Annotated in this window: 18 protein-coding genes; 10 read left to right on the forward strand and 8 right to left on the reverse strand. The window is 72.5% G+C overall.

Annotation, left to right across the window (positions count from 1 at the left end):
- The first annotated feature begins 91 nt into the window (after positions 1–91).
- On the forward strand, positions 92–1,018 hold the full coding sequence (locus D7D94_RS00530) for a phosphodiesterase (protein ID WP_281349299.1): 927 nt from the start codon (positions 92–94) through the stop codon (positions 1,016–1,018).
- Here the strand turns inward: D7D94_RS00530 and D7D94_RS00535 are convergent.
- Complete coding sequence (locus tag D7D94_RS00535; RefSeq protein ID WP_156240736.1) at positions 982–2,511, reverse strand: stealth family protein; 1,530 nt, start codon at positions 2,509–2,511, stop codon at positions 982–984. The genes D7D94_RS00530 and D7D94_RS00535 overlap by 37 nt on opposite strands.
- A 184-nt stretch (positions 2,512–2,695) precedes the next feature.
- On the opposite strand from D7D94_RS00535, the gene D7D94_RS00540 reads away from it, so the two are divergent.
- From D7D94_RS00540 to D7D94_RS00550, 3 genes are all read left to right on the forward strand, one after another.
- Complete coding sequence (locus D7D94_RS00540) at positions 2,696–3,475, forward strand: hypothetical protein (RefSeq protein ID WP_156240737.1); 780 nt, start codon at positions 2,696–2,698, stop codon at positions 3,473–3,475.
- A gap of 115 nt (positions 3,476–3,590) precedes the next feature.
- Positions 3,591–6,338, forward strand: coding sequence for a preprotein translocase subunit SecA (secA, locus tag D7D94_RS00545; RefSeq protein ID WP_156240738.1), 2,748 nt, complete (start codon positions 3,591–3,593; stop codon positions 6,336–6,338).
- A 71-nt stretch (positions 6,339–6,409) separates the two neighbouring features.
- Positions 6,410–7,639: a pyridoxal phosphate-dependent aminotransferase gene (locus tag D7D94_RS00550; protein WP_156240739.1), complete on the forward strand. Its 1,230-nt coding sequence runs from the start codon at positions 6,410–6,412 to the stop codon at positions 7,637–7,639.
- Here the strand turns inward: D7D94_RS00550 and D7D94_RS00555 are convergent, their stop codons facing one another.
- Positions 7,640–8,080: an Rv3235 family protein gene (locus tag D7D94_RS00555; protein ID WP_156240740.1), complete on the reverse strand. Its 441-nt coding sequence runs from the start codon at positions 8,078–8,080 to the stop codon at positions 7,640–7,642.
- A gap of 133 nt (positions 8,081–8,213) precedes the next feature.
- On the opposite strand from D7D94_RS00555, the gene D7D94_RS00560 reads away from it, so the two are divergent.
- Positions 8,214–8,834 (forward strand): hypothetical protein, encoded by a 621-nt coding sequence (locus D7D94_RS00560; protein WP_156240741.1) that lies wholly within the window; start codon positions 8,214–8,216, stop codon positions 8,832–8,834.
- Positions 8,835–8,837: 3 nt separating this feature from the next.
- On the opposite strand, the gene D7D94_RS00565 is transcribed toward D7D94_RS00560, so the two are convergent.
- Positions 8,838–9,101 (reverse strand): helix-turn-helix domain-containing protein, encoded by a 264-nt coding sequence (locus D7D94_RS00565; RefSeq protein ID WP_156240742.1) that lies wholly within the window; start codon positions 9,099–9,101, stop codon positions 8,838–8,840.
- A 98-nt stretch (positions 9,102–9,199) separates the two neighbouring features.
- Here D7D94_RS00565 and D7D94_RS00570 point away from each other — a divergent pair, with 98 nt between their 5' ends.
- Genes D7D94_RS00570 through D7D94_RS00580 form a run of 3 tightly spaced genes read left to right on the forward strand, consistent with a single transcriptional unit; the run spans position 9,200 to position 12,651 of the window.
- Positions 9,200–9,850 carry an SAF domain-containing protein gene (locus tag D7D94_RS00570; protein WP_156240743.1) on the forward strand — a complete coding sequence of 217 codons (651 nt, stop codon included), beginning with the start codon at positions 9,200–9,202 and terminating at the stop codon, positions 9,848–9,850.
- Positions 9,847–11,145, forward strand: a complete 1,299-nt coding sequence (locus tag D7D94_RS00575) for a hypothetical protein (protein WP_156240744.1) — start codon at positions 9,847–9,849, stop codon at positions 11,143–11,145. Before D7D94_RS00570 ends, D7D94_RS00575 begins: the two co-directional genes overlap by 4 nt.
- Positions 11,146–11,154: 9 nt before the next feature.
- On the forward strand, positions 11,155–12,651 hold the full coding sequence (locus tag D7D94_RS00580; RefSeq protein ID WP_156240745.1) for a sensor histidine kinase: 1,497 nt from the start codon (positions 11,155–11,157) through the stop codon (positions 12,649–12,651).
- A gap of 60 nt (positions 12,652–12,711) precedes the next feature.
- Here the strand turns inward: D7D94_RS00580 and D7D94_RS00585 are convergent, their stop codons facing one another.
- A complete protein-coding gene (locus D7D94_RS00585; RefSeq protein ID WP_156240746.1) occupies positions 12,712–12,960 on the reverse strand; it encodes a WhiB family transcriptional regulator in 249 nt (82 codons plus the stop codon).
- Positions 12,961–13,188: 228 nt separating this feature from the next.
- On the opposite strand from D7D94_RS00585, the gene D7D94_RS00590 reads away from it, so the two are divergent.
- Positions 13,189–13,575: a histidine kinase gene (locus D7D94_RS00590; protein WP_425486973.1), complete on the forward strand. Its 387-nt coding sequence runs from the start codon at positions 13,189–13,191 to the stop codon at positions 13,573–13,575.
- Here the strand turns inward: D7D94_RS00590 and D7D94_RS00595 are convergent.
- Genes D7D94_RS00595 through D7D94_RS00610 form a run of 4 tightly spaced genes read right to left on the reverse strand, consistent with a single transcriptional unit; the run spans position 13,551 to position 16,320 of the window.
- A complete protein-coding gene (locus D7D94_RS00595) occupies positions 13,551–14,300 on the reverse strand; it encodes an EI24 domain-containing protein (protein ID WP_156240748.1) in 750 nt (249 codons plus the stop codon). The two genes, D7D94_RS00590 and D7D94_RS00595, sit on opposite strands and share 25 nt — an antisense overlap.
- 2 nt (positions 14,301–14,302) lie before the next feature.
- A complete protein-coding gene (locus tag D7D94_RS00600) occupies positions 14,303–15,628 on the reverse strand; it encodes a hypothetical protein (protein WP_156240749.1) in 1,326 nt (441 codons plus the stop codon).
- A complete protein-coding gene (locus D7D94_RS00605) occupies positions 15,625–15,834 on the reverse strand; it encodes a helix-turn-helix domain-containing protein (protein WP_156240750.1) in 210 nt (69 codons plus the stop codon). Before D7D94_RS00605 ends, D7D94_RS00600 begins: the two co-directional genes overlap by 4 nt.
- On the reverse strand, positions 15,835–16,320 hold the full coding sequence (locus tag D7D94_RS00610; protein WP_156240751.1) for a DUF2975 domain-containing protein: 486 nt from the start codon (positions 16,318–16,320) through the stop codon (positions 15,835–15,837).
- Between the two features lie 180 nt (positions 16,321–16,500).
- On the opposite strand from D7D94_RS00610, the gene D7D94_RS00615 reads away from it, so the two are divergent.
- On the forward strand, positions 16,501–19,023 hold the full coding sequence (locus tag D7D94_RS00615) for an ATP-dependent Clp protease ATP-binding subunit (protein WP_156240752.1): 2,523 nt from the start codon (positions 16,501–16,503) through the stop codon (positions 19,021–19,023).
- The last annotated feature ends 13 nt before the right edge of the window (positions 19,024–19,036 follow it).

Raw genomic sequence — 19,036 nt, forward strand, 5'->3', positions numbered from 1 at the left:
GCGGGCGGCAGGCGGGGCGGTCGCCGGGCAATCGTCGCTCCGCTGCCGGATCCGACCCCTGCCTCTCCGGAGCGTGGGTAGCATCGCCTCCATGGCCGGAACGCCGATGACGTCGCGGGAGTCCGAGTACGCGCGATCGAGCCATCTGCTCGTGCATGCGAGCGATCTGCATCTGCGCTCGGATGGCGGGAGCTACGGTCTGGACGCCGCGCGCCACCTCCGCCGCATCCTCGCGGAGCTGGAGGGCTCGGGCGCGCGCCCCGATGCGCTGGTGTTCACGGGCGACCTCGCGGACCGGGGCGAGTCGCAGGTGTACGCGCGGCTGCGCGAGGAGGTGGAGCCGGTCGCCGAGCGGATGGGCGCGCGTGTCGTCTGGGTGATGGGCAACCACGACCAGCGCGCGCCGTTCCGCCGCGAGCTGCTGGGGGAGCCGGGGGAGGGCCCGGTGGACGCCGTGCACGACCTCGACGGCCTGCGGCTGATCGTGCTCGACACCACCGTCCCCGGAGCCCACCACGGCGAGGTCTCGGCCGCCCAGCGCGAGTGGCTGTCGCTGGAGCTGTCCATCCCCGCTCCGCGCGGGACCATCCTCGCCATGCACCATCCGCCCATCCCCTGCGTCTTCGATCTCGCGGCCATCGTCGAGCTGCGCGATCAGCGCGCGCTCGCCGACGTGCTGCGGGGAACGGACGTGCGGGCCATCCTCGCCGGACACCTGCACCTGTCCACGTCCGCGACGTTCGCCGGGATCCCGGTCTCGGTCGCGTCGTCGTCCTGCTACACCCAGGACCCGCGCGTGGTCGACGGGGGCATGCGCCCGCGCGAGGGCGCGCAGGCGTACAGCCTCGTGCACGTGCACGAGGAGACGATCGTGCACTCCGTGGTGCCGTTCTCCGACGCGCCGGCGCTCGAGGCGATCTCAGCGGAGGAGACGGCCCGTCGGCTCGCGGAGGCCGGCGTCGTCATCCCCGAGGGGCGCCGTCAGTCGCGCTCCCAGGGAGCCGCGACCGGGAAGTAGGCATCCAGCGTCTCGCGCACGACCTGCTCGCGCAGATCCTCGGGGATCTGCGGCTCGCTGCCGTCGTTGAGGCAGAACATGTCGACGTCGCGCCCCGCGAGGAGCCGGCCCATCCGCGCCGGCGCGTCGCGCTGGGTGGTCTGGATGTACGCGGTGCGCGGCTCGGTCGTCGCCAGGGCGCGCCCCGTGAAGGCTGCGTAGTAGTGGTAGAGCGAGTTCGTGACCGAGATGTCGCTCGCGCTGCGGAACCGGGCGGCCGCCGTCCGCGCGAACTCCTCGGGGAACTCGCGCTCCAGCTCGAACATCACGTCGCGGCTGTGCGGGGTCGCGCAGTGCTGGAGGTCGCGCAGGATGACGCGGCCGAAGCGCTCGCGCAGCAGGTCGCGGTTGACGCGCGCGGCGTTGTCGTGCCCGGAGCGGCTGGGCCGCGCCGGCCCGACGCCGATGCGCACGCCGCTCTCGACGAACTTCGTCACGCCGCCGGGTGTGAAGAACATGCCGGGGGAGACCGGACGGCCGAAGAACATGTCGTCGTTGGAGTAGAGGAAGTGCTCGGCGATGCCGGGGATGCGGTGGAGCTGCGCCTCGACGGCGTGCGAATTGTGCGTCGGCAGCACGGCAGGGTCGGCGAAGAACTCCTCGCTGCGCACCACCGTCACGCGCGGGTGCTCGGCCAGCCACTGCGGGGCGGGGCTGTCGGTGGCGATGAAGATGCGCCGCACCCAGGGCGCGAACATGTGCACGCTCCGCAGCGCGTACCGCAGCTCGTCGAGCTGGCGGTAGCGCGCGGCGTGCGCGTCGCCCTCGCCGACGACGTACGCGTTCATGCGCTTCGCGCGCTCGCGCTGGAACTCGTTGGAGGATCCGTCCACCCACGAGAAGACCATGTCGATCTCGAAGTCGATGTCCTGCGGACCGGCATCGAACATGCCCTCGAAGGTGCGCCACGTGCGCCCATGGCGCTCGACGCTCGTGGCGACGAGATCGTCGACGGCCATCCGGTGCCGGGTGAGGGCGTTCGGTCGCGGTGCGTGAACGGTGCTGTCCTCCCACCGCCAGAACTCCACGCGCACGCCGTGCTCGGCGCCGTAGCTCAGGGTGCCGGAGCGCACGACGCGCGGCCGGAACAGCACCGCGACGCCCTTCCGGAACGCGCTGTCGACTCCCGACGCGAGCGGGACGGCCACACCGCCGCTCTTCTGCGCCGCCGCCCACGGCCCGGAGTCGGCGGCCAGCGCCGCGAGGGCGCGCGGCTTCTCGGCCGCGTCGACCGCGAGGGCGGGACGGCCGCTGGTGCGACGCACGAGGATCGGCTGGAGGCCGGCGCCCTCGAGGATGTCGGCGAGGGCGAGGAGATCGGCCGTCTGGGCCTCATCCGGGGTCGCGTCCTCGACGAGATGCGGGATCCCGTCGTGGATGCGGGTCGGGACGCCGGGGCCGTCGGGGCCAGCGGAGTCGGCGGAGCCACCGGAGGGGGTGCCCAGAAGCGTCATCAATCACCTCGGATCTGCATACGGCGAAGCCGTCGGAACGGAAGAAGCGGCTTCGCCGACCGACGGTCTGTCCGGAGGGACTGCGTCATCGGGCGGGCGACTCCTGTGCAGAGTGTAACGCCGGGCGATGTGCGTCGGCGCCCCGGCAGCCGGAGAAGGGGCGACTGCGCCGTAGAGTCTCAGCATGGGCGACGGCGCGAGCGAGCTGGATGAGCTGCGGCGCCGTGCGTACGGACCCGACGCGGACCTCGATCCCGCACTCGCGATCCGGCTCCGTGAGCTCGAGGCGCATGCGCGCGGCCACGCCGGATCGGAGCGTGAGGGGGAGCCGATCGCGTCGCCGGCGGAGGACGATGCAGCTCAGGACGACGCCGGGCAGGGCGACGCGGGGCAGGGCGGCGCGGGGCAGGACGGCGGCGACGCCGCGTCGGCCGCGCCGGCGGCAGCGCCGTGGTGGACCCGCCCGGTCGTCCGGATGGCTGCGGCGTCGGCGGCGGCCGGTCTCGTGCTGGGCGTCGTCGTCGGGCTCGGCATCGCCGCCCTCCCGGGGGAGCGCCCGTCGCTCGTGCTGCGGCCCGACCCGACGCCTCCCGAGGTCGAGCTGCCGCTCGACACCTGGGGGGTGAGCGAGGGCGAGACGATCGCGTACGAGCTGATCGGCGAGGTGCGCCCGTGGTCGGTCGTCCTGCCCGACGGTGCGGCGTTCGGGCTGCGAGGGGGCGAGGTGAGCTGCCTCATGCTGACCCTGGACGACCAGGCGGAGAGCGGAGGTCCCTCGTTCTGCGGCTACGTCGACGGCTTCCCTCCCACCACCGACCTCGTCGTCGTGAGCGAGAGCGAGGGCGGCCGCGGCTGGGGCTTCTCCTCGCAGCAGCTGGGCGGCATCCCCGAGGGCACCGCCGTCCGATTCGTCCTCGAGGGCGGAGCCGTCTCCGTGTGGACGCGCCCGGGCGCCGCCGGCTGAGAGTGCGCTGGCCGGGCATTGTCACGGGCGGATAACATGGGCAGGTATGCCCGTCGCCGTCCGACGGCGACTCGCCCATCCGTCCGGGATGCGGCACACGATCGAGGAGTGTTACGTGGCAAATCCGTTCGAGAAGCTGCTCCGTGCCGGTGAAGGACGCGTCCGACGGCAGCTGCAGCGGGCGGTCACGGCCGTCAACGCCCTCGAGGAGGACTACGCGAAGCTGACCGACGAGGAGCTGCGCAGCGAGACCGCGGAGCTGCGCGCGCGGCACGAGAAGGGCGAGACGCTCGATCAGCTGCTGCCCGAGGCGTTCGCCGCGGTGCGCGAGGCCGCCAAGCGGACGCTCGGCATGCGCGCGTACGACGTGCAGCTGATGGGCGGGACCGCGCTCCACCTCGGCAACATCGCCGAGATGCGCACCGGTGAGGGCAAGACCCTGGTGGCGACGTTCCCCTCGTACCTGAACGCGATCGCGGGCAAGGGCGTCCACGTCGTCACGGTCAACGACTACCTCGCGTCGTACCAGGCGGAGCTCATGGGCCGCGTCTTCCGCGCGCTCGGCATGACCACCGGCATCATCGTGTCCGGCCAGACCCCGGCGGTGCGCCGCGAGCAGTACGCGGCGGACATCACGTACGGCACCAACAACGAGTTCGGGTTCGACTACCTGCGCGACAACATGGCCTGGCGCAAGGAGGACCTCGTGCAGCGGGGCCACTTCTTCGCCGTCGTCGACGAGGTCGACTCCATCCTCATCGACGAGGCCCGCACGCCGCTCATCATCTCCGGCCCGTCCTCCGGTGAGGCGAACCGCTGGTTCGCCGAGTTCGCGAAGATCGCGCGCACCCTGGAGGAGGGCGTCGACTACGAGGTCGACATCAAGAAGCGCACGGTCGGCGTGCTCGAGGCCGGCATCGAGAAGGTCGAGGACTACCTCGGCATCGACAACCTCTACGAGTCCGCGAACACCCCGCTCATCTCGTTCCTCAACAACTCGATCAAGGCGAACGCCCTGTTCAAGCGCGACACGGACTACGTCGTCATGAACGACGAGGTCATGATCGTCGACGAGCACACCGGCCGCATCCTCGTCGGACGCCGGTACAACGAGGGCATGCACCAGGCGATCGAGGCCAAGGAGGGCGTGCCCGTCAAGGCGGAGAACCAGACCCTCGCCACGGTCACGCTGCAGAACTACTTCCGCCTCTACGGCAAGCTCGCCGGCATGACGGGAACCGCCGAGACCGAGGCGGCCGAGTTCATGTCGACCTACGACCTCGGCGTCATCCCCATCCCGACCAACCGGCCGATGGTCCGCAAGGACGAGACCGATCTCGTCTACAAGAACGAGCAGGGCAAGTTCGCCCAGGTCGTCGAGGACATCGCCGAGCGGCACGCCGGCGGGCAGCCGGTTCTCGTCGGCACGGTGAGCGTGGAGAAGAGCGAGTACCTGTCGCGCCTGCTGTCGAAGAAGGGCATCAAGCACGAGGTCCTCAACGCGAAGAACCACGCCCGCGAGGCGGAGGTCGTCGCGCGCGCCGGCGAGCTCGGCGCCGTCACCGTCGCCACGAACATGGCCGGTCGAGGCACCGACATCATGCTCGGCGGCAACGCGGAGTTCATCGCCGTGCAGGAGATGAAGGCGAAGGGCCTCTCACCCGAGGAGACGCCGGACGAGTACGAGGCGGAGTGGCCCGCGGTCTTCGACGCGGTCAAGGCGCGCGTCGAGGAGCAGGCGGCGAAGGTCCGCGACGCGGGCGGTCTGTACGTCCTCGGCACCGAGCGGCACGAGTCGCGCCGCATCGACAACCAGCTCCGCGGCCGCGCAGGCCGTCAGGGCGACCCCGGCGAGAGCCGCTTCTACCTCAGCCTCACCGACGACCTCATGCGGCGCTTCCAGTCCGGTCCCGCCGACGCGCTGCTGTCGCGCACCGACTTCCCGGATGACGTGGCGATCGAGTCGAAGCTCGTCTCCCGTCTCATCAAGAACGCGCAGGCCGCCGTCGAGTCGCGCAACGCGGAGGCGCGCAAGAACGTCCTGAAGTACGACGACGTCCTCAATCGCCAGCGCGAGGCGATCTACGCCGACCGTCGCACCATCCTGCACGGCGACGACATCAAGGACCGCGTCGAGCACTTCATCGAGGACGCGATCACGGCGATCGTGGACGACCACACCTCGGGCGGGCACAACGAGAGCTGGGACTTCGACGCGCTCTGGACGGAGCTGAAGACGCTCTACCCGGTCGGTGTGACGATCGACGAGGTCGTGGCCGAGGCGGCCGCACGCAAGGGCGGCATCACCGCCGAGGGGCTCAAGCGCGAGCTGCTGAGCGACGCGAAGATCGCCTATGCGCAGCGCGAGGAGCAGCTGGGCGAGAAGGCGGTGCGCGAGCTCGAGCGCCGCGTGGTGCTGCAGGTGCTCGACCGCCGCTGGCGCGACCACCTCTACGAGATGGACTACCTGAAGGACGGCATCGGCCTGCGCGCCATGGCGCAGCGCGACCCGCTCATCGAGTACCAGCGGGAGGGCTACTCGATGTTCCAGGCCATGATGGGCCAGATCAAGGAGGAGGCCGTCGGCTACCTCTTCAACCTCGAGGTCGAGGTGCGCAAGCCCGAGGGCGCCGAGCAGGCCGAGCCCCAGGTGGAGGCCAAGGGCCTCGGCGAAGTGCGGGCCGAGCAGCGGCTGGAGTACTCCGCGCCCAGCGAGGACGGCGACATCGAGGTGCGCAACGAGCGCGGGCAGGTGCAGAAGACGTCGGCGGAGCGGGCGGGCCAGGCGGACGGCGACGACCGGGATCCGGCGGACGCCTCGCCGATGAACCGCGAGCAGCGCCGGGCCGCGAAGAAGAAGTAGCGGCCGCACGACCACGAGCGCGTCGGCCTCCCCGGACGGGGAGCCGGCGCGCTCGGGCATATCCTGTTGCGATGAACTCCCTCCGCCCGCTCGGCCAGTCCGCGAAACTCCAGAACGTCCTGTACGAGATCCGCGGGGCAGCACTGGCAGAGGCGACACGGCTGGAGGCCGACGGGCACTCGGTTCTCAAGCTCAACACCGGCAACCCCGCGATCTTCGGCTTCGAGGCCCCCTACCAGATCGTGCGCGACATGATCGAGGCCGTGCCCTACGCGCACGGGTACAGCGACAGCCGGGGGATCCTGCCCGCCCGCCGTGCGATCGTCAGCCGCTACGAGGAGACGCCCGGCTTCCCGCGGGTCGATCCCGACGACGTGTACCTCGGCAACGGCGTCTCCGAGCTCATCACGATGACCATGCAGGCCCTCCTGGACGAGGGCGACGAGGTGCTGATCCCCGCGCCGGACTACCCGCTGTGGACGGCGATGACGAGCCTCTCCGGCGGCACGCCGGTGCACTACCTCTGCGACGAGGAGAACGGCTGGCAGCCCGACCTGGAGGACATCCGGTCGAAGGTCACGCCGAAGACCAAGGCGATCGTCATCATCAACCCCAACAACCCCACCGGCGCGGTCTACAGCCGCGAGCTCATCGAGGGCATCGCGCAGATCGCGCGGGAGAACTCGCTCCTCATCCTCTCCGATGAGATCTACGACCGCATCCTGTTCGACGACGCCGTGCACGTGCCGACCGCGACGGTCGCCCCCGACCTCCTCGTCCTCACCTTCAACGGACTCTCCAAGACGTACCGCGTCGCCGGGTACCGCTCCGGGTGGATGGTGATCACGGGCCCGAAGACGCACGCGAAGGGGTTCCTCGAGGGCATCCAGCTGCTGGCGTCGACCCGGCTGTGCGCGAACGTCCCCGCACAGCACGCCGTGCTCGCGGCGCTCACCGGCGTGCAGTCCATCGACGCGCTCATCGCGCCCACGGGCCGCCTGCACGAGCAGCGCGACGTTGCCTGGGAGCAGCTGTCGGCCATCCCCGGCGTCTCGTGCGTGCGCCCGACCGGGGCGCTCTACGCCTTCCCGCGTCTGGATCCCGAGGTGCACGAGATCCGTGACGACAAGCAGCTCGTCTACGACCTGCTCGTCTCCGAGCACATCCTGCTGGTGGAGGGGACGGGGTTCAACTGGCCCACCCCCGACCACCTGCGGGTCGTCACGCTGCCCGAGGCGCGCGTGCTCGCCGAGGCGATCGAGCGGCTGGGCAACTTCCTGTCGTCGTATCGCCAGCGCTGATCACAGGATGCGGATGTCGGTGGCACGCCACCGGCGATCCAGCCCCTCCAGGCGCATGGCGATGGCGCGCGTGCGGTCGGGCATCGTCACGATGACCGTCACCTCGACCACCCCGTCCGCCGGCGACATCTGCCGCACGGTGCGCACCGTGAACACGGGGCGCTGCACCGGGGCTCGCCGGGCGCTGCGCGCGCGACGGGAGAGGTTCGCGCGCGTGACGAGCTTGAGGTAGGTCTCCTCGGCGAGCCATCGCGCGAGCTGATCGGCCTCCCGCGTGCCGGCGAGCACCTCGAGGATGCCCCGGGTGAGGGCGACGACGAGGGGAGCGGGATCGGGGAGGTCGGCGGACGAGGTGCGCTGCGGCGCGAACAGCTCCGCCATGTCGTCGTCGGTGTGGTGAGGGCGTCTGCGGGAGCTCGCAGCCGCGGCATGCGCTGGCATGGCGGCCCCTTTCCGTGGGGGGAGGTCGGAGGGACCCCGAGTGAACCAGCCGACGGGGTCTCGCGGGAACTCCGCATACATGCCTGTGGAGAGCGGATGGCGGAGCTCGCGCGGTTCGCCTACGCTCACGCAGATGCGCTGGGATCGCTTCTTCGAGGACCTGGAGGACCAGCTCGCGGCCGAGTGGGAGGCCGAGCGGGCGGCGCTGGATTCGGAGGCCGAGCGCCTGCGTGTATCGCGTCTGCAGCTGCGGACCCGCATGGTCGGCTTCGCGCAGGCTGCGGCGGCGGCGCTGGCCATCGACCTCGTCGACGGGTCGCTGCTCGAGGCGGCCGTGACCTCGGTCGGGGCGGACTGGGTCGCGGCGCGACCGGCCAGCGCGCCCGCCGCACTCGCGGAGCCGAGCATCGTCCTGATCCCGCTCGCCGCCATCCGCGCGGTCGGCGCCGCTCACGGGGAGCTGCTGCGGAGCGCGCGCGCACCGGCGGCGGAGAGCCGTCTCGCGGAGCGGGTGACGTTCGGCTTCGCCCTCCGCGACCTGGCGCGTCGTCGTGCGGGGGTGACCATCGGCACGGCGGCGGGTCGCGCCCTCAGCGGCACGATCGATCGCGTGGGCGCCGACCACCTCGACCTCGCGCTGCACGACGCGGATTCCCCGCGACGGGCCGCCGCGGTGACGGCGTTCCGCATCCTGCCGTTCTCGGCGGTGGCGTGGGTGCGGGTCTCGGCGACGACCGGGGTGATCACCCCCTGACCGTCAGGAGGTGCGGGGGCCCCACAGCTCGGGGAAGCTCGCCTCGTTCGACTGCCGCCACAGGGCGATGCGGCGCGTCTCCTCGTGCTGATCCTCGAGGTACTCGCCGACACTCTCGTGCTCGACCCGCCAGCGGGCCGGCGAGCCGAGTCGGGCGCCGCGCAGCCGGCCGGCGTGGATGAGCTCGATGACCTCGTCGGTCTCGACGCCCAGGAGCTCGGCGACCTGAGCGGGCGCGAGGTAGCGCGTCTCGGACGTGTCGGGCATGGCCCCCATTATGGGCGGGGACGCTCCGGGCGCGGCGGAGCGCGCCGGGCTGTGGAGAACTTTCTCGACCGATCGCGCGATTGCGTCAGCATGTCCTCATGACCACGACCGCCGGCGACATCGCGACCCTCGCCCCCGCACGCCGTCGTCGGCGCGTGTTCTGGGGCGACGCCCGCTTCTTCATCGGCATCGCCCTCATCCTCGCCTCCGTGGCCGGCGTGTGGTGGGTCGTGTCGGCCGCCCGGCAGACGGTGCCGGTGCTGTCGGCCGGCGCGACGATCGTGCCGGGGCAGGCCGTCAGCGCGAGCGACCTCACCGTGGTGGAGGTCACGCTGGGCGGCGCCGAGACCGCGTACCTCGCCCCGCACGAGCTGAGCGAGGGGTACGTCGCGACCCGGACCATCCGCGCGGGGGAGCTGGTGCCGGCATCGGCCGTGGCCCCCGCCGCCCAGGCGGCGGTCACGACGGTGGTGGTGCGCAGCGCCGTCGACGTGCCGCGGGCGGTCGACGCCGGCACGCCCGTCGAGCTGTGGGAGGCGCCGCTGGTCGAACCGGGGGTCTTCGACGAGCCGCGGATCCTCGTCGCCGACGCCACCGTCGCCGCCGTGCTGCGCGAGGACGCCGTGATGGGCGCCGGCGCGACGTCGATCGAGCTCGTGATCGACGAGTCGAGCGTGGCCGACGTGCTCGCCGCGGTCGCCTCCGGGGCCGCTCTCTCCGCCGTGCCGCAGGCGGGAGGGGGATCATGAGGGTCGTCGTCGCGCTCGACGAGTCGCGCGCGTATGCGCTCGCCGAGTCGCTGGAGGACGAGGGGATCGAAGTCGTCGCCACGGTCGCCGCGGAGGCCATCGCCCGGTCCCTCGCGGACCCGGCCTCGGAGGTGTGGGAGAGCCTCGCGGCCGCCGATGCGCTCGTGCTCCCCGCCTCGCGGTCGGCCCTCACCGTCGGCGTCGTGGCCGCCTGCGACCGCAACGGCGTGCGCATCGTGCCGCTCGGGGAGCGGGCAGCCGAGGTGCGCCTGGCCCGGTCGTTCGGCCTCGCCGACCCGATCCCGGCGGCGGCCGAGGGATGGCGGGTGGCCGAGGCCGTGCGCAGCACGTCCGTCGGCGCGGTGCGCGCCGCCGCCGAGCGCGGCCGCGTCGTGGTCGTCTGGGGCGCTCACGGCGCACCTGGGCGCACGACCGTCGCGATCGAGCTCGCCGTCGAGACCGCGCGCCTGCGCGGGCACGTGGCGCTCGTCGACGCCGACACGCATGCGCCGTCGGCCGCGATCGCGCTGGGGCTCGCCGACGAGGGGCCGGGGTTCGCCGCCGCCTGCCGGCAGGCCGAACGCGGCGCGCTCGACGCCGCCGAGCTCACCCGGCTGAGCGTGCCCGTCGGCGGCGCGGACGGCATCGTCGACGTGCTTCCCGGCCTCAACCGCGCGGCGCGCTGGCCCGAGCTCTCCGAGCGCCGCGTCGCCGCCGCGCTGGAGGCGTGCCGCGGCTGGGCCGACGTCGCGGTCGTCGACGTCGCGGCATCCCTGGAATCGGATGAGGAGATCGTGAGCGATCTCGAGGGACCGCGCCGGAACGCCGCGACGCTCGCCGCGCTGCGCGAGGCCGACCTCGTCGTCGCGGTCGCCGGCGCCGACCCGGTCGGGATCGCTCGGCTGCTGCGCGGCTGCGCCGAGCTGCGTGCGGTCGTCGGCACGACCCCCGTGGTCGTGGTCGCCAACCGCCTGCGCGCCGGCCCGCTCGGGATCGACGCCCGCGGTCAGGTGCGCCGCACCCTCGAGCGGTTCGGAGGGATGGACGAGGTCGTGTTCCTGCCGTTCGACCCGCGCGCGGCCGACGCGGCGCTGCTGGCAGCGCGGCCGATCGGCGAGGTCGCGCCGCGCTCGCCGCTCGCGCAGGCGCTGCGTCGGCTGGCGGCACGCGTGGAGGCCGAGCATCCGCGGGCGCAGGCCGAGGTCATCCCGCTGGGCGAGGAGCGCACCCGCCGGCTGCCGCTCGTCGCCCGGCGAGCGCGGCGCGGCAGGAGCGGGGACGCGCGGTCGGCATAGACTCGTCCCGTGTCGACCCTCAGCGATCTCGTCTCCGCCCAGGGCCGTTCGAGCGAATCCGACATCGAATGGCTGCACCGTCTCGCCGGCGACGGGCAGCTGCTCGCCGACCTCGCATCGGCGGACATCGTCGTCTGGGCGCCGACGGCCGACGACTCCTACGTGGCCGTCGCGCACACGCGTCCGGGCGGCGCCGCGACCCTCTTCTACCGCGACATCGTCGGCGGCCGGGTGCGCCCGCAGTGGCAGGCGCAGGTGCGCGAGGCGTTCCAGAGCGTGCGCATTGTCGACTCGTCGTCGCCGGAGTGGTTCGAGGAGACGCCCACGCGCGTGCGCGCGGTGCCCATCGCCATCCGAGAGGGAGAGGGTCTGCGGGCGATCGCCGTCCTCACCCGCCACACCAACCTCGGCGATGTGCGCACGCCGTCTCGTCAGCAGATCACGTTCAACGAGTGCGCGGACGACCTGTTCCGCATGATCGCGACGGGCGACTTCCCCGATCTGTCGGCCCCCACCGGCCCCCGGCGCGGGGCCCCGCGTGCTGCGGACGGCCTCATCCGCCTCGACGTCGACGGCGTGGTGACCTTCGCCAGCCCCAACGCGCTCTCCGCCTTCAACCGGATCGGGTTCGCGGAGGAGCTCGAGGGGGAGGCGCTCGCCGACGTCACCAGCCAGATCCTTCCCGCCTCCCACGACACCGACGAGCGCCTGCCGATCCTCGTCTCCGGCCGCGCCCCGTGGCGCAGCGACGTCGAGGCGCGCGGCGTCACAGTGTCGCTGCGGGCCATCCCGCTGAAGGAGCACGGGCACCGCACCGGCGCCATCGTGCTGTGCCGCGACGTGAGCGAGCTGCGCAGCCAGGAGCAGGAGCTCATCACCAAGGACGCGACCATCCGCGAGATCCACCATCGCGTGAAGAACAACCTGCAGACCGTCGCGTCGCTGCTGCGCATCCAGTCGCGGCGCACCTCCTCCGACGAGGCGCGCGAGTCGCTCCTGCAGGCGATGCAGCGCGTCGCCGCGATCGCCGTCGTGCACGACACCCTCTCCGAGGGACTCGCGCAGAACGTCGACTTCGACGAGGTGTTCGCCCGCGTGCTGCGTCTGGTGGCCGAGGTCGCCGCAGCGCAGAACACCGTCGCCCACACGCGCACGGAGGGCCGCTTCGGGACGCTCCCCAGCCAGTACGCGACGCCGCTCGCGCTCGCGCTGACCGAGATCGTCACGAACGCCGTCGAGCACGGGCTCGCCGGCCGCGAGGGCGACGTGCAGATCGTCGCCGACCGCGACGAGTCCCGGCTCGAGGTGCGGGTGCGCGACACCGGAAGCGGCCTTCCCGACGGACAGGTCGGTCGCGGCCTCGGCACGCAGATCGTGCGCACCCTCATCCAGGGCGAGCTCTCCGGCACGATCGACTGGAAGACGATCGACGCCCCCGACACGCCTTTCCACGGCGGCACCGAGGTCGTCATCACGGTCCCGCTGCGCTGGATCGTCCGCAGCTGAGCCCCCGGATACGACGAAAGCCCCGCCGAGGCGGGGCTTTCGTCGTATTCGGGGGCGGTGTCAGGACGCGCGGCGAGCGCGGGCCGCGCGGCGCTTGAGCGCGCGGCGCTCGTCCTCGCTCAGGCCGCCCCACACGCCCGAGTCCTGTCCGGACTCGAGGGCGTACTGGAGGCAGACCTCGGTGACCGTGCAGCGAGCGCAGACGGACTTCGCCTTCTCGATCTGGTCGATCGCGGGGCCGGTGTTCCCGACGGGGAAGAACAGCTCGGGGTCGACGGTGAGGCAGGCGGCCTTGTCGCGCCAGTCCATAGGAATGCTCCTTGCGGGTGAGGTTTCTCAGGGAAAGCACAGCGTGGGATTACGGGTGGATTACGCTGTATGTGCGACGAGTCGTGACGACTCGTCCCACCACGCTGTGGGAAACACACCGTTAACAATTGTCATACACGCGTCGTTTTCGGGCAAGGGTTTTTTCTGTCCGTTCCCTGACTGCGTGTGCGCGCCGCCCGGCGCTCGAAGCAGGGAGAGCGGATGCCGGTGAGCCGAGCCACGCGCACCGCGGCCATCCTCGTCGGCATCGAGGCGGTCGGCGTCCTGGCTCTCGCGGCCCTGCAGGTGGTCTCGCTCGGCTCCGGCGTCGCGTCGCTCCCCAGCGCCATCGCGCTCCTCGTGCTGACCATCGCGGGCGCGCTCGCCGTCGCGGCCTTCGCGCGCGCGATCGCGCGCGCACAGTCGTGGGGCCGCTCCGGCGCCGTGGTCGTCCAGCTGCTCGTCATCGCCGTCGCGATCGGCGCGGCGACGGGGGAGTACGCGCACCCGGGGATGGCCCTCGCGCTGACGGTGCCCGCGGCGATCGTCTTCGTCGCCGTGATCCTCGCGGCGCGCGACGCCGGCCGGGATCAGCCGCGGACGCCCGAGTCCTGAGCCCGATCGAGCAGCGCGTGCGCGAGCAGCGTGCTGCCGGCGACGGCCGCGGGCATCGCGATCACCGCGCCGAGCGGCACGATCAGGCAGAGGTGCGTGGCGACGCCGAAGCCGAGCACCCGCGCGCGTGAGGCGCGGCGCAGCGCGCGTCGCTCCGCCGGGCCGAAGCCGCGCGCGGTGAGCGCGCGCGAGGTGAGCTCGTCGGCGAGCATCCAGCCGCTGAGCACCGCGCCGAGGACGGCGGCCAGCACCGCCCCCGCGACGGGGACGAATCCGACCGCGAGCGTGAGCACGGCGATGCCGAGACCGCGCAGCACGAGCGAGATCGCGTCGCCCGCGGCACGCCACATCCCGTATCCCGCGTCGGGCACGGCCTCCGCACGCGCGCTCTCCACCGACCGCCACACCCGGTCGTAGAACGGCTCGCCGACGAGGAGGGAGAGCGCCGTGAAGGTGGCCACCGCGAGGACGACGGCCCCGGCCAGCAGCGCCGCGCCGACGAGCAGGCGGATGGCGGCGGCCCAGCCGGACGCCCAGCCGTCGGCCCACGGGGTGAGCGCCGACGCGATCTCGGGGAGGAACGCCCCGAGGACGATGAGCCCCGTCGTGAGCACCGCACCGACGAGGGCGGCCGGCAGGAGGGCCGCGGCCATGACGCGCGGACGCCGCCGCCACCATCCGAAGCCGCTCCCGACAGTGCGCACGCCCGCCCAGAACTCCCTCATCCCTACATGAAACCAAACAGCGGCGGGAAGACGGCGACGACGATCACCGCCCACACCCCGTACACGGGCAGCCAGCGCGACGGCCAGCGCTCGAGGGCGCCCGGCGCGGCGCGGCCGAGGAGCAGGCGTGCGATCAGCGCGGCGTGCCCCGCGAGGTGCACGAGCAGGAGGATGTTCAGCCCGAGGGCGGCGGTCTTGTTCGCGCTGAACCCGAACTCCGCGATCCGGGTGAGCATGGCCGCGAGCACCACGACGTCGACGGCGACGGCCGCGATGAGCATCACCAGTTGCGCGGCGTCGAGGAGTCCGACCCGCGAGCGCGGCGGGCGCGCGGAGACCGCGTACAGCGACAGGGCCAGCACGAGCACCAGCACGAGGTCCATGACGATGAGGAGCTCGCGGTCGGCGCGGGCGAGATCGCCCGCCGTCACGACGACGACGAGGAGGGCGAGCAGCATGAGCGCCGTCAGCGGCGTGAAGACGCGGGCGAGCACGGGCGCGATGTTCTCCGCGACGCTCTGGCGCCGGTCGACGAGCCATGTCGCGACGAGCAGCGCCCCGGGGACGCACAGGGCGAGGATCCACCCGAGGACGCCATCCGAGACCTCGACGCCGACAACGGCGAAGGAGCCGATCATGAGGGCGAGGAGCGCGCCGCCGCCGAGCGCGATGAGCGCGAGGAGGACGGCCACCTCACCGGAGAAGCGCGCGAACGCGATCCGGTCGCTCGGGCGCCGGCGGGTGGCGACGTACGCGACGCCGACGAGCGCCCAGAGGGCGACGGGCGCATGGATGGCCGCGAGCACCGCGGTGTCGCCGAAGGGCGCGAACGGGAAGAGCGCGGCGCAGAGGGCGACGAGCAGGTAGCCCGCCGCGATGACCACGACCGCGTCGCGGCCGGGGCGGCGCGTCCAGAGGAGGTAGGCGAGGAGGAACGGCGCGACGACGAGGGGGAACGTGCGCAGGAGCAGCGCGCCGTCGTCGGCGACGGGCGCGAGCGGTCCGCCGGGTGCGAGGAGCCACACCGCGCCCCTGGTCGCGAGGCCCGCCAGTGCGGCGAGGGCGAGGATGAGGCCGAGCCCCGCGCCGGCGGCGGCCCTCCGCGGCGAGCGCTCGCGCGCGATCTCGGCCTGCAGCGCGTCGAGATCTCTCACGCGGCGGAGGGCGACGAGGAACGCCTCGTCGAGGGCGAGACCGCGCTGCCGGAGGTCCGCCGTCTCCGCGCGAAGGCGCTCCTCGCGAGCGGCTTCGGCGGCGTCCGCGTCTGCTCCAGCGGCGCCCGCGGACTGCGATCGCCAGCGCCCGACGAGCGCGTCGAGGTCGCTCATGCCTCCGCCTCCCAGCGCAGCAGGTCGCCGGGCTGGCATTCCAGCGCCTCGCACAGGGCGTCGAGGGTCGTGAACCGGACGGCCTTCGCTCGCCCGTTCTTGAGCACCGCGAGGTTGGTGGGCGTGATCCCGATGCGCTCCGCGAGCGTGCCGACCGACATCTTGCGTCGCGCGAGCATCACGTCGATGTCCACGATGATCGGCACTCAGATCACCTCGCCGAGCTCGTCGCGGAGCGTTCGCGCCTCGTTCTCCCGGTCGATGGCCTGCTTCAGCAGCGCGCGCATGACCACGACGATGAGCGCGACGCCGCCGAGCACGAGGGCCGCGCCGCAGATGAGGCCGACGATGCCGGGTGCCGTCTCGCCCGGCGCGAGGACGACGGCGAGGGCGAAGGCGAGCACCGCCGACGCCGTCACCGCGCCGATGATCACGTCGACGTAGCGGAACGAGGATCGGGAGAAGATCGAGCCGCGCCGCACGCGGGTCAGCAGCTGCCAGATGCAGACGGCGGACACCTGCAGGGTGGCGATCCAGAGCACGGCGATCACGACCAGCGTGATGCGGCCCCAGAGAGCCTCGCTCTCGAGGTCCGCCCACAGCAGCGGCACGATGACGATCTGCACGACGAGCGAACCCGCCAGGGCCAGCGCGATCACGACGCGCAGGATGAGGATCGTGGCTCTGCTCACGGCGTCCCCCTTCGTTGAGTGACGAGAGAAATCTATCGATAAACGTTCGATCGGGCAAGACGCGTGCGCGCGGTGAAGCGGTCGGGAATACCCGAGGACGGTGGGCGTTCAACTTGACAGAGGTTGGCTCAACTTCCAGACTTGATACACAGTCACGCAACTTCAAGGAGATGTCGGGACATGCCCGAGAACCACTTCCCCCAGGACGGGCCGAGCTCGTTCGACGAGTTCCTCGCGCGCTATCTGCAGGGCGAGCGTGCTCGCGCCAGCCGCTCGATCGACCTCAGCCGCTTCCTCAGCGCGCGCACGCAGGAGCTCCTCCAGCGCGCCGGCCGCTACGCCCTCGGCCGCGGCCAGCTCGAACTCGACGCGCTCCACGTGCTGCGTGTGCTCGTCGACGACGCGGCGGTCGCCGACGCCATCACGCGCATCGGCGGCGATCCCGCCGCCATCGGCCAGGCGGCGGAGGAGCGGCTGCCGAGCGCGGGCGCCGCGGCCGACGTCGACGGCGCCGCCGTCACGCAGGCCGTGCAGCGCGCGCTCTTCCACGCCTTCCAGGTCGCGCGCTCGTCGGGATCCACCTACGTCGATCCCGAGCACCTCTTCTTCGCGCTCGTGCTCGCGCAGGACACCCCCGCGGGTCAGATCCTCGCCCGGTCGGGCGTCACCGCCGAGGCGCTCACGCAGGGCGCGCGCGAGGGCGTCGCGCCGCAGCCTGCGGCTGCGCCCGAGGCGCGGCCCCAGGGCGGCGCCTCGATGCTGGAGAAGTACGGCACCGACCTCACGGCGCTCGCACGCGGGGGAGAGCTCGACCCCGTCATCGGGCGCGCCGAGGAGATCGAGCAGACCATCGAGATCCTCTCGCGCCGCACGAAGAACAACCCCGTGCTCGTCGGCGAGGCGGGCGTCGGCAAGACCGCCATCGTGGAGGGGCTCGCGTCCGCCATCGTGGCCGGCACCGTTCCCGAGCAGCTGCGCGACCGGCGCGTCATCGCCCTCGACCTGCCGGCGATGCTCGCCGGCACCCGCTACCGCGGAGACTTCGAGGAGCGGCTCACCAAGACGATGGAGGAGGTCGCCGAGGAGAAGGGCCGTCTCATCCTCTTCATCGACGAGATCCACACCCTCGTCGGGGCGGGCGGCAGCGGCGATGGCGCCATGGACGCCGGCAACATCCTGAAGCCCCGTCTCGCCCGCGGAGACCTGCACCTCGTCGGCGCGACGACCCTCGCGGAGTACCGTGCGATCGAGAAGGACGCCGCCCTCGAGCGGCGCTTCCAGCCGGTGCGCGTCGGCGAGCCCTCGGTGCCCGACGCCATCGCCATCCTCGAGGGGCTCCGGTCCGCGTACGAGGAGCATCACCGCGTCTCCTACACGGACGACGCCCTGCGCGCGGCCGTCGAGCTGAGCGACCGCTACCTGCCCGATCGCGTGCTGCCGGACAAGGCCATCGACCTCATCGACCAGGCCGGCGCTCGCGTGCGGCTGCGTCTGGGCGCGCCGGTCGACACGCAGGAGCTCGTCGCGAAGCTCGCCGAGCTCGAGGCCGAGAAGAACGCGGCGGTGTCCGCAGAGCACTACGAGGAGGCCTCCCGCATCCGCGACGAGATCGCCTCGGTCCAGGAGCGCCTCGCCGAGGCGACCTCGTCAGGCGGCGGGCGCGCCCTCGTGGACGAGCCCGAGATCGCGGCCGTGATCAGTCGCGCCACCGGCATCCCCGTCAACCGGCTCACCGAGAGCGAGCGCGAGCGGCTGGCCGGGCTCGAGAGCGAGCTGCACGCGCGGGTCGTCGGCCAGGACGACGCGGTGACCGCCGTGGCGAAGGCCGTCCGCCGCAGCCGCACCGGCATGGGCGACGCGCATCGCCCCGTCGGCTCGTTCCTGTTCCTCGGCCCCACCGGCGTGGGCAAGACCGAGCTCGCGAAGGCGCTCGCCGCGAGCCTCTTCGACGACGAGACCGCGGTCATCCGCTTCGACATGAGCGAGTTCGGCGAGCGGCACACCGTCTCGCGGCTGGTCGGCGCCCCTCCGGGATACGTCGGCTACGACGAGGCCGGGCAGCTCACCGAGCGCGTGCGCCGCAACCCGTACTCGATCGTCCTCTTCGACGAGATCGAGAAGGCGCACCCGGACGTGTTCAACCTGCTGCTGCAGGTGCTCGACGACGGGCGCCTCACGGACGGACAGGGGCGGACGGTCGACTTCCGCAACACGGTCGTCGTGATGACGTCGAACCTGGGCTCGGAGTTCCTCACCTCCCGCTCGGGAGCCATCGGCTTCTCGGCATCGGGTCGCGAGTACGACGAGAAGGACCTGCGCGACCGCGTGATGGGGCGGCTGCGCGAGTCGATGCGGCCCGAGTTCCTCAACCGCATCGACGAGATCGTCCTGTTCCGCAAGCTCGACGAGAGCCAGCTCGCGCAGATCGTGGGCCTGCTGCTGGGCGCGACGCGCGAGCGGCTCGCGCGCCGCGAGGTGACGCTCGAGGTGACCGACGCTGCGGTGGCGTGGCTCGCCCGCAACGGCCACGAGCCGGAGTTCGGCGCCCGGCCGCTGCGCCGGCTCATCCAGCGCGAGGTGGACGACCGCATCGCCGACCTCTTCGTCGCCGGCGAGCTCGCCGACGGCGGGGCGGTGACGGTGGACGCGGGCGACGACGCGCTGATCGTGCGCGCCGAGCGGATGGCGGTGGCCGCGATCTGAGATCGCGTGACGA

The sequence above is a fragment of the Microbacterium oryzae genome, assembly GCF_009735645.1.
Taxonomy (GTDB): domain Bacteria; phylum Actinomycetota; class Actinomycetes; order Actinomycetales; family Microbacteriaceae; genus Microbacterium; species Microbacterium oryzae.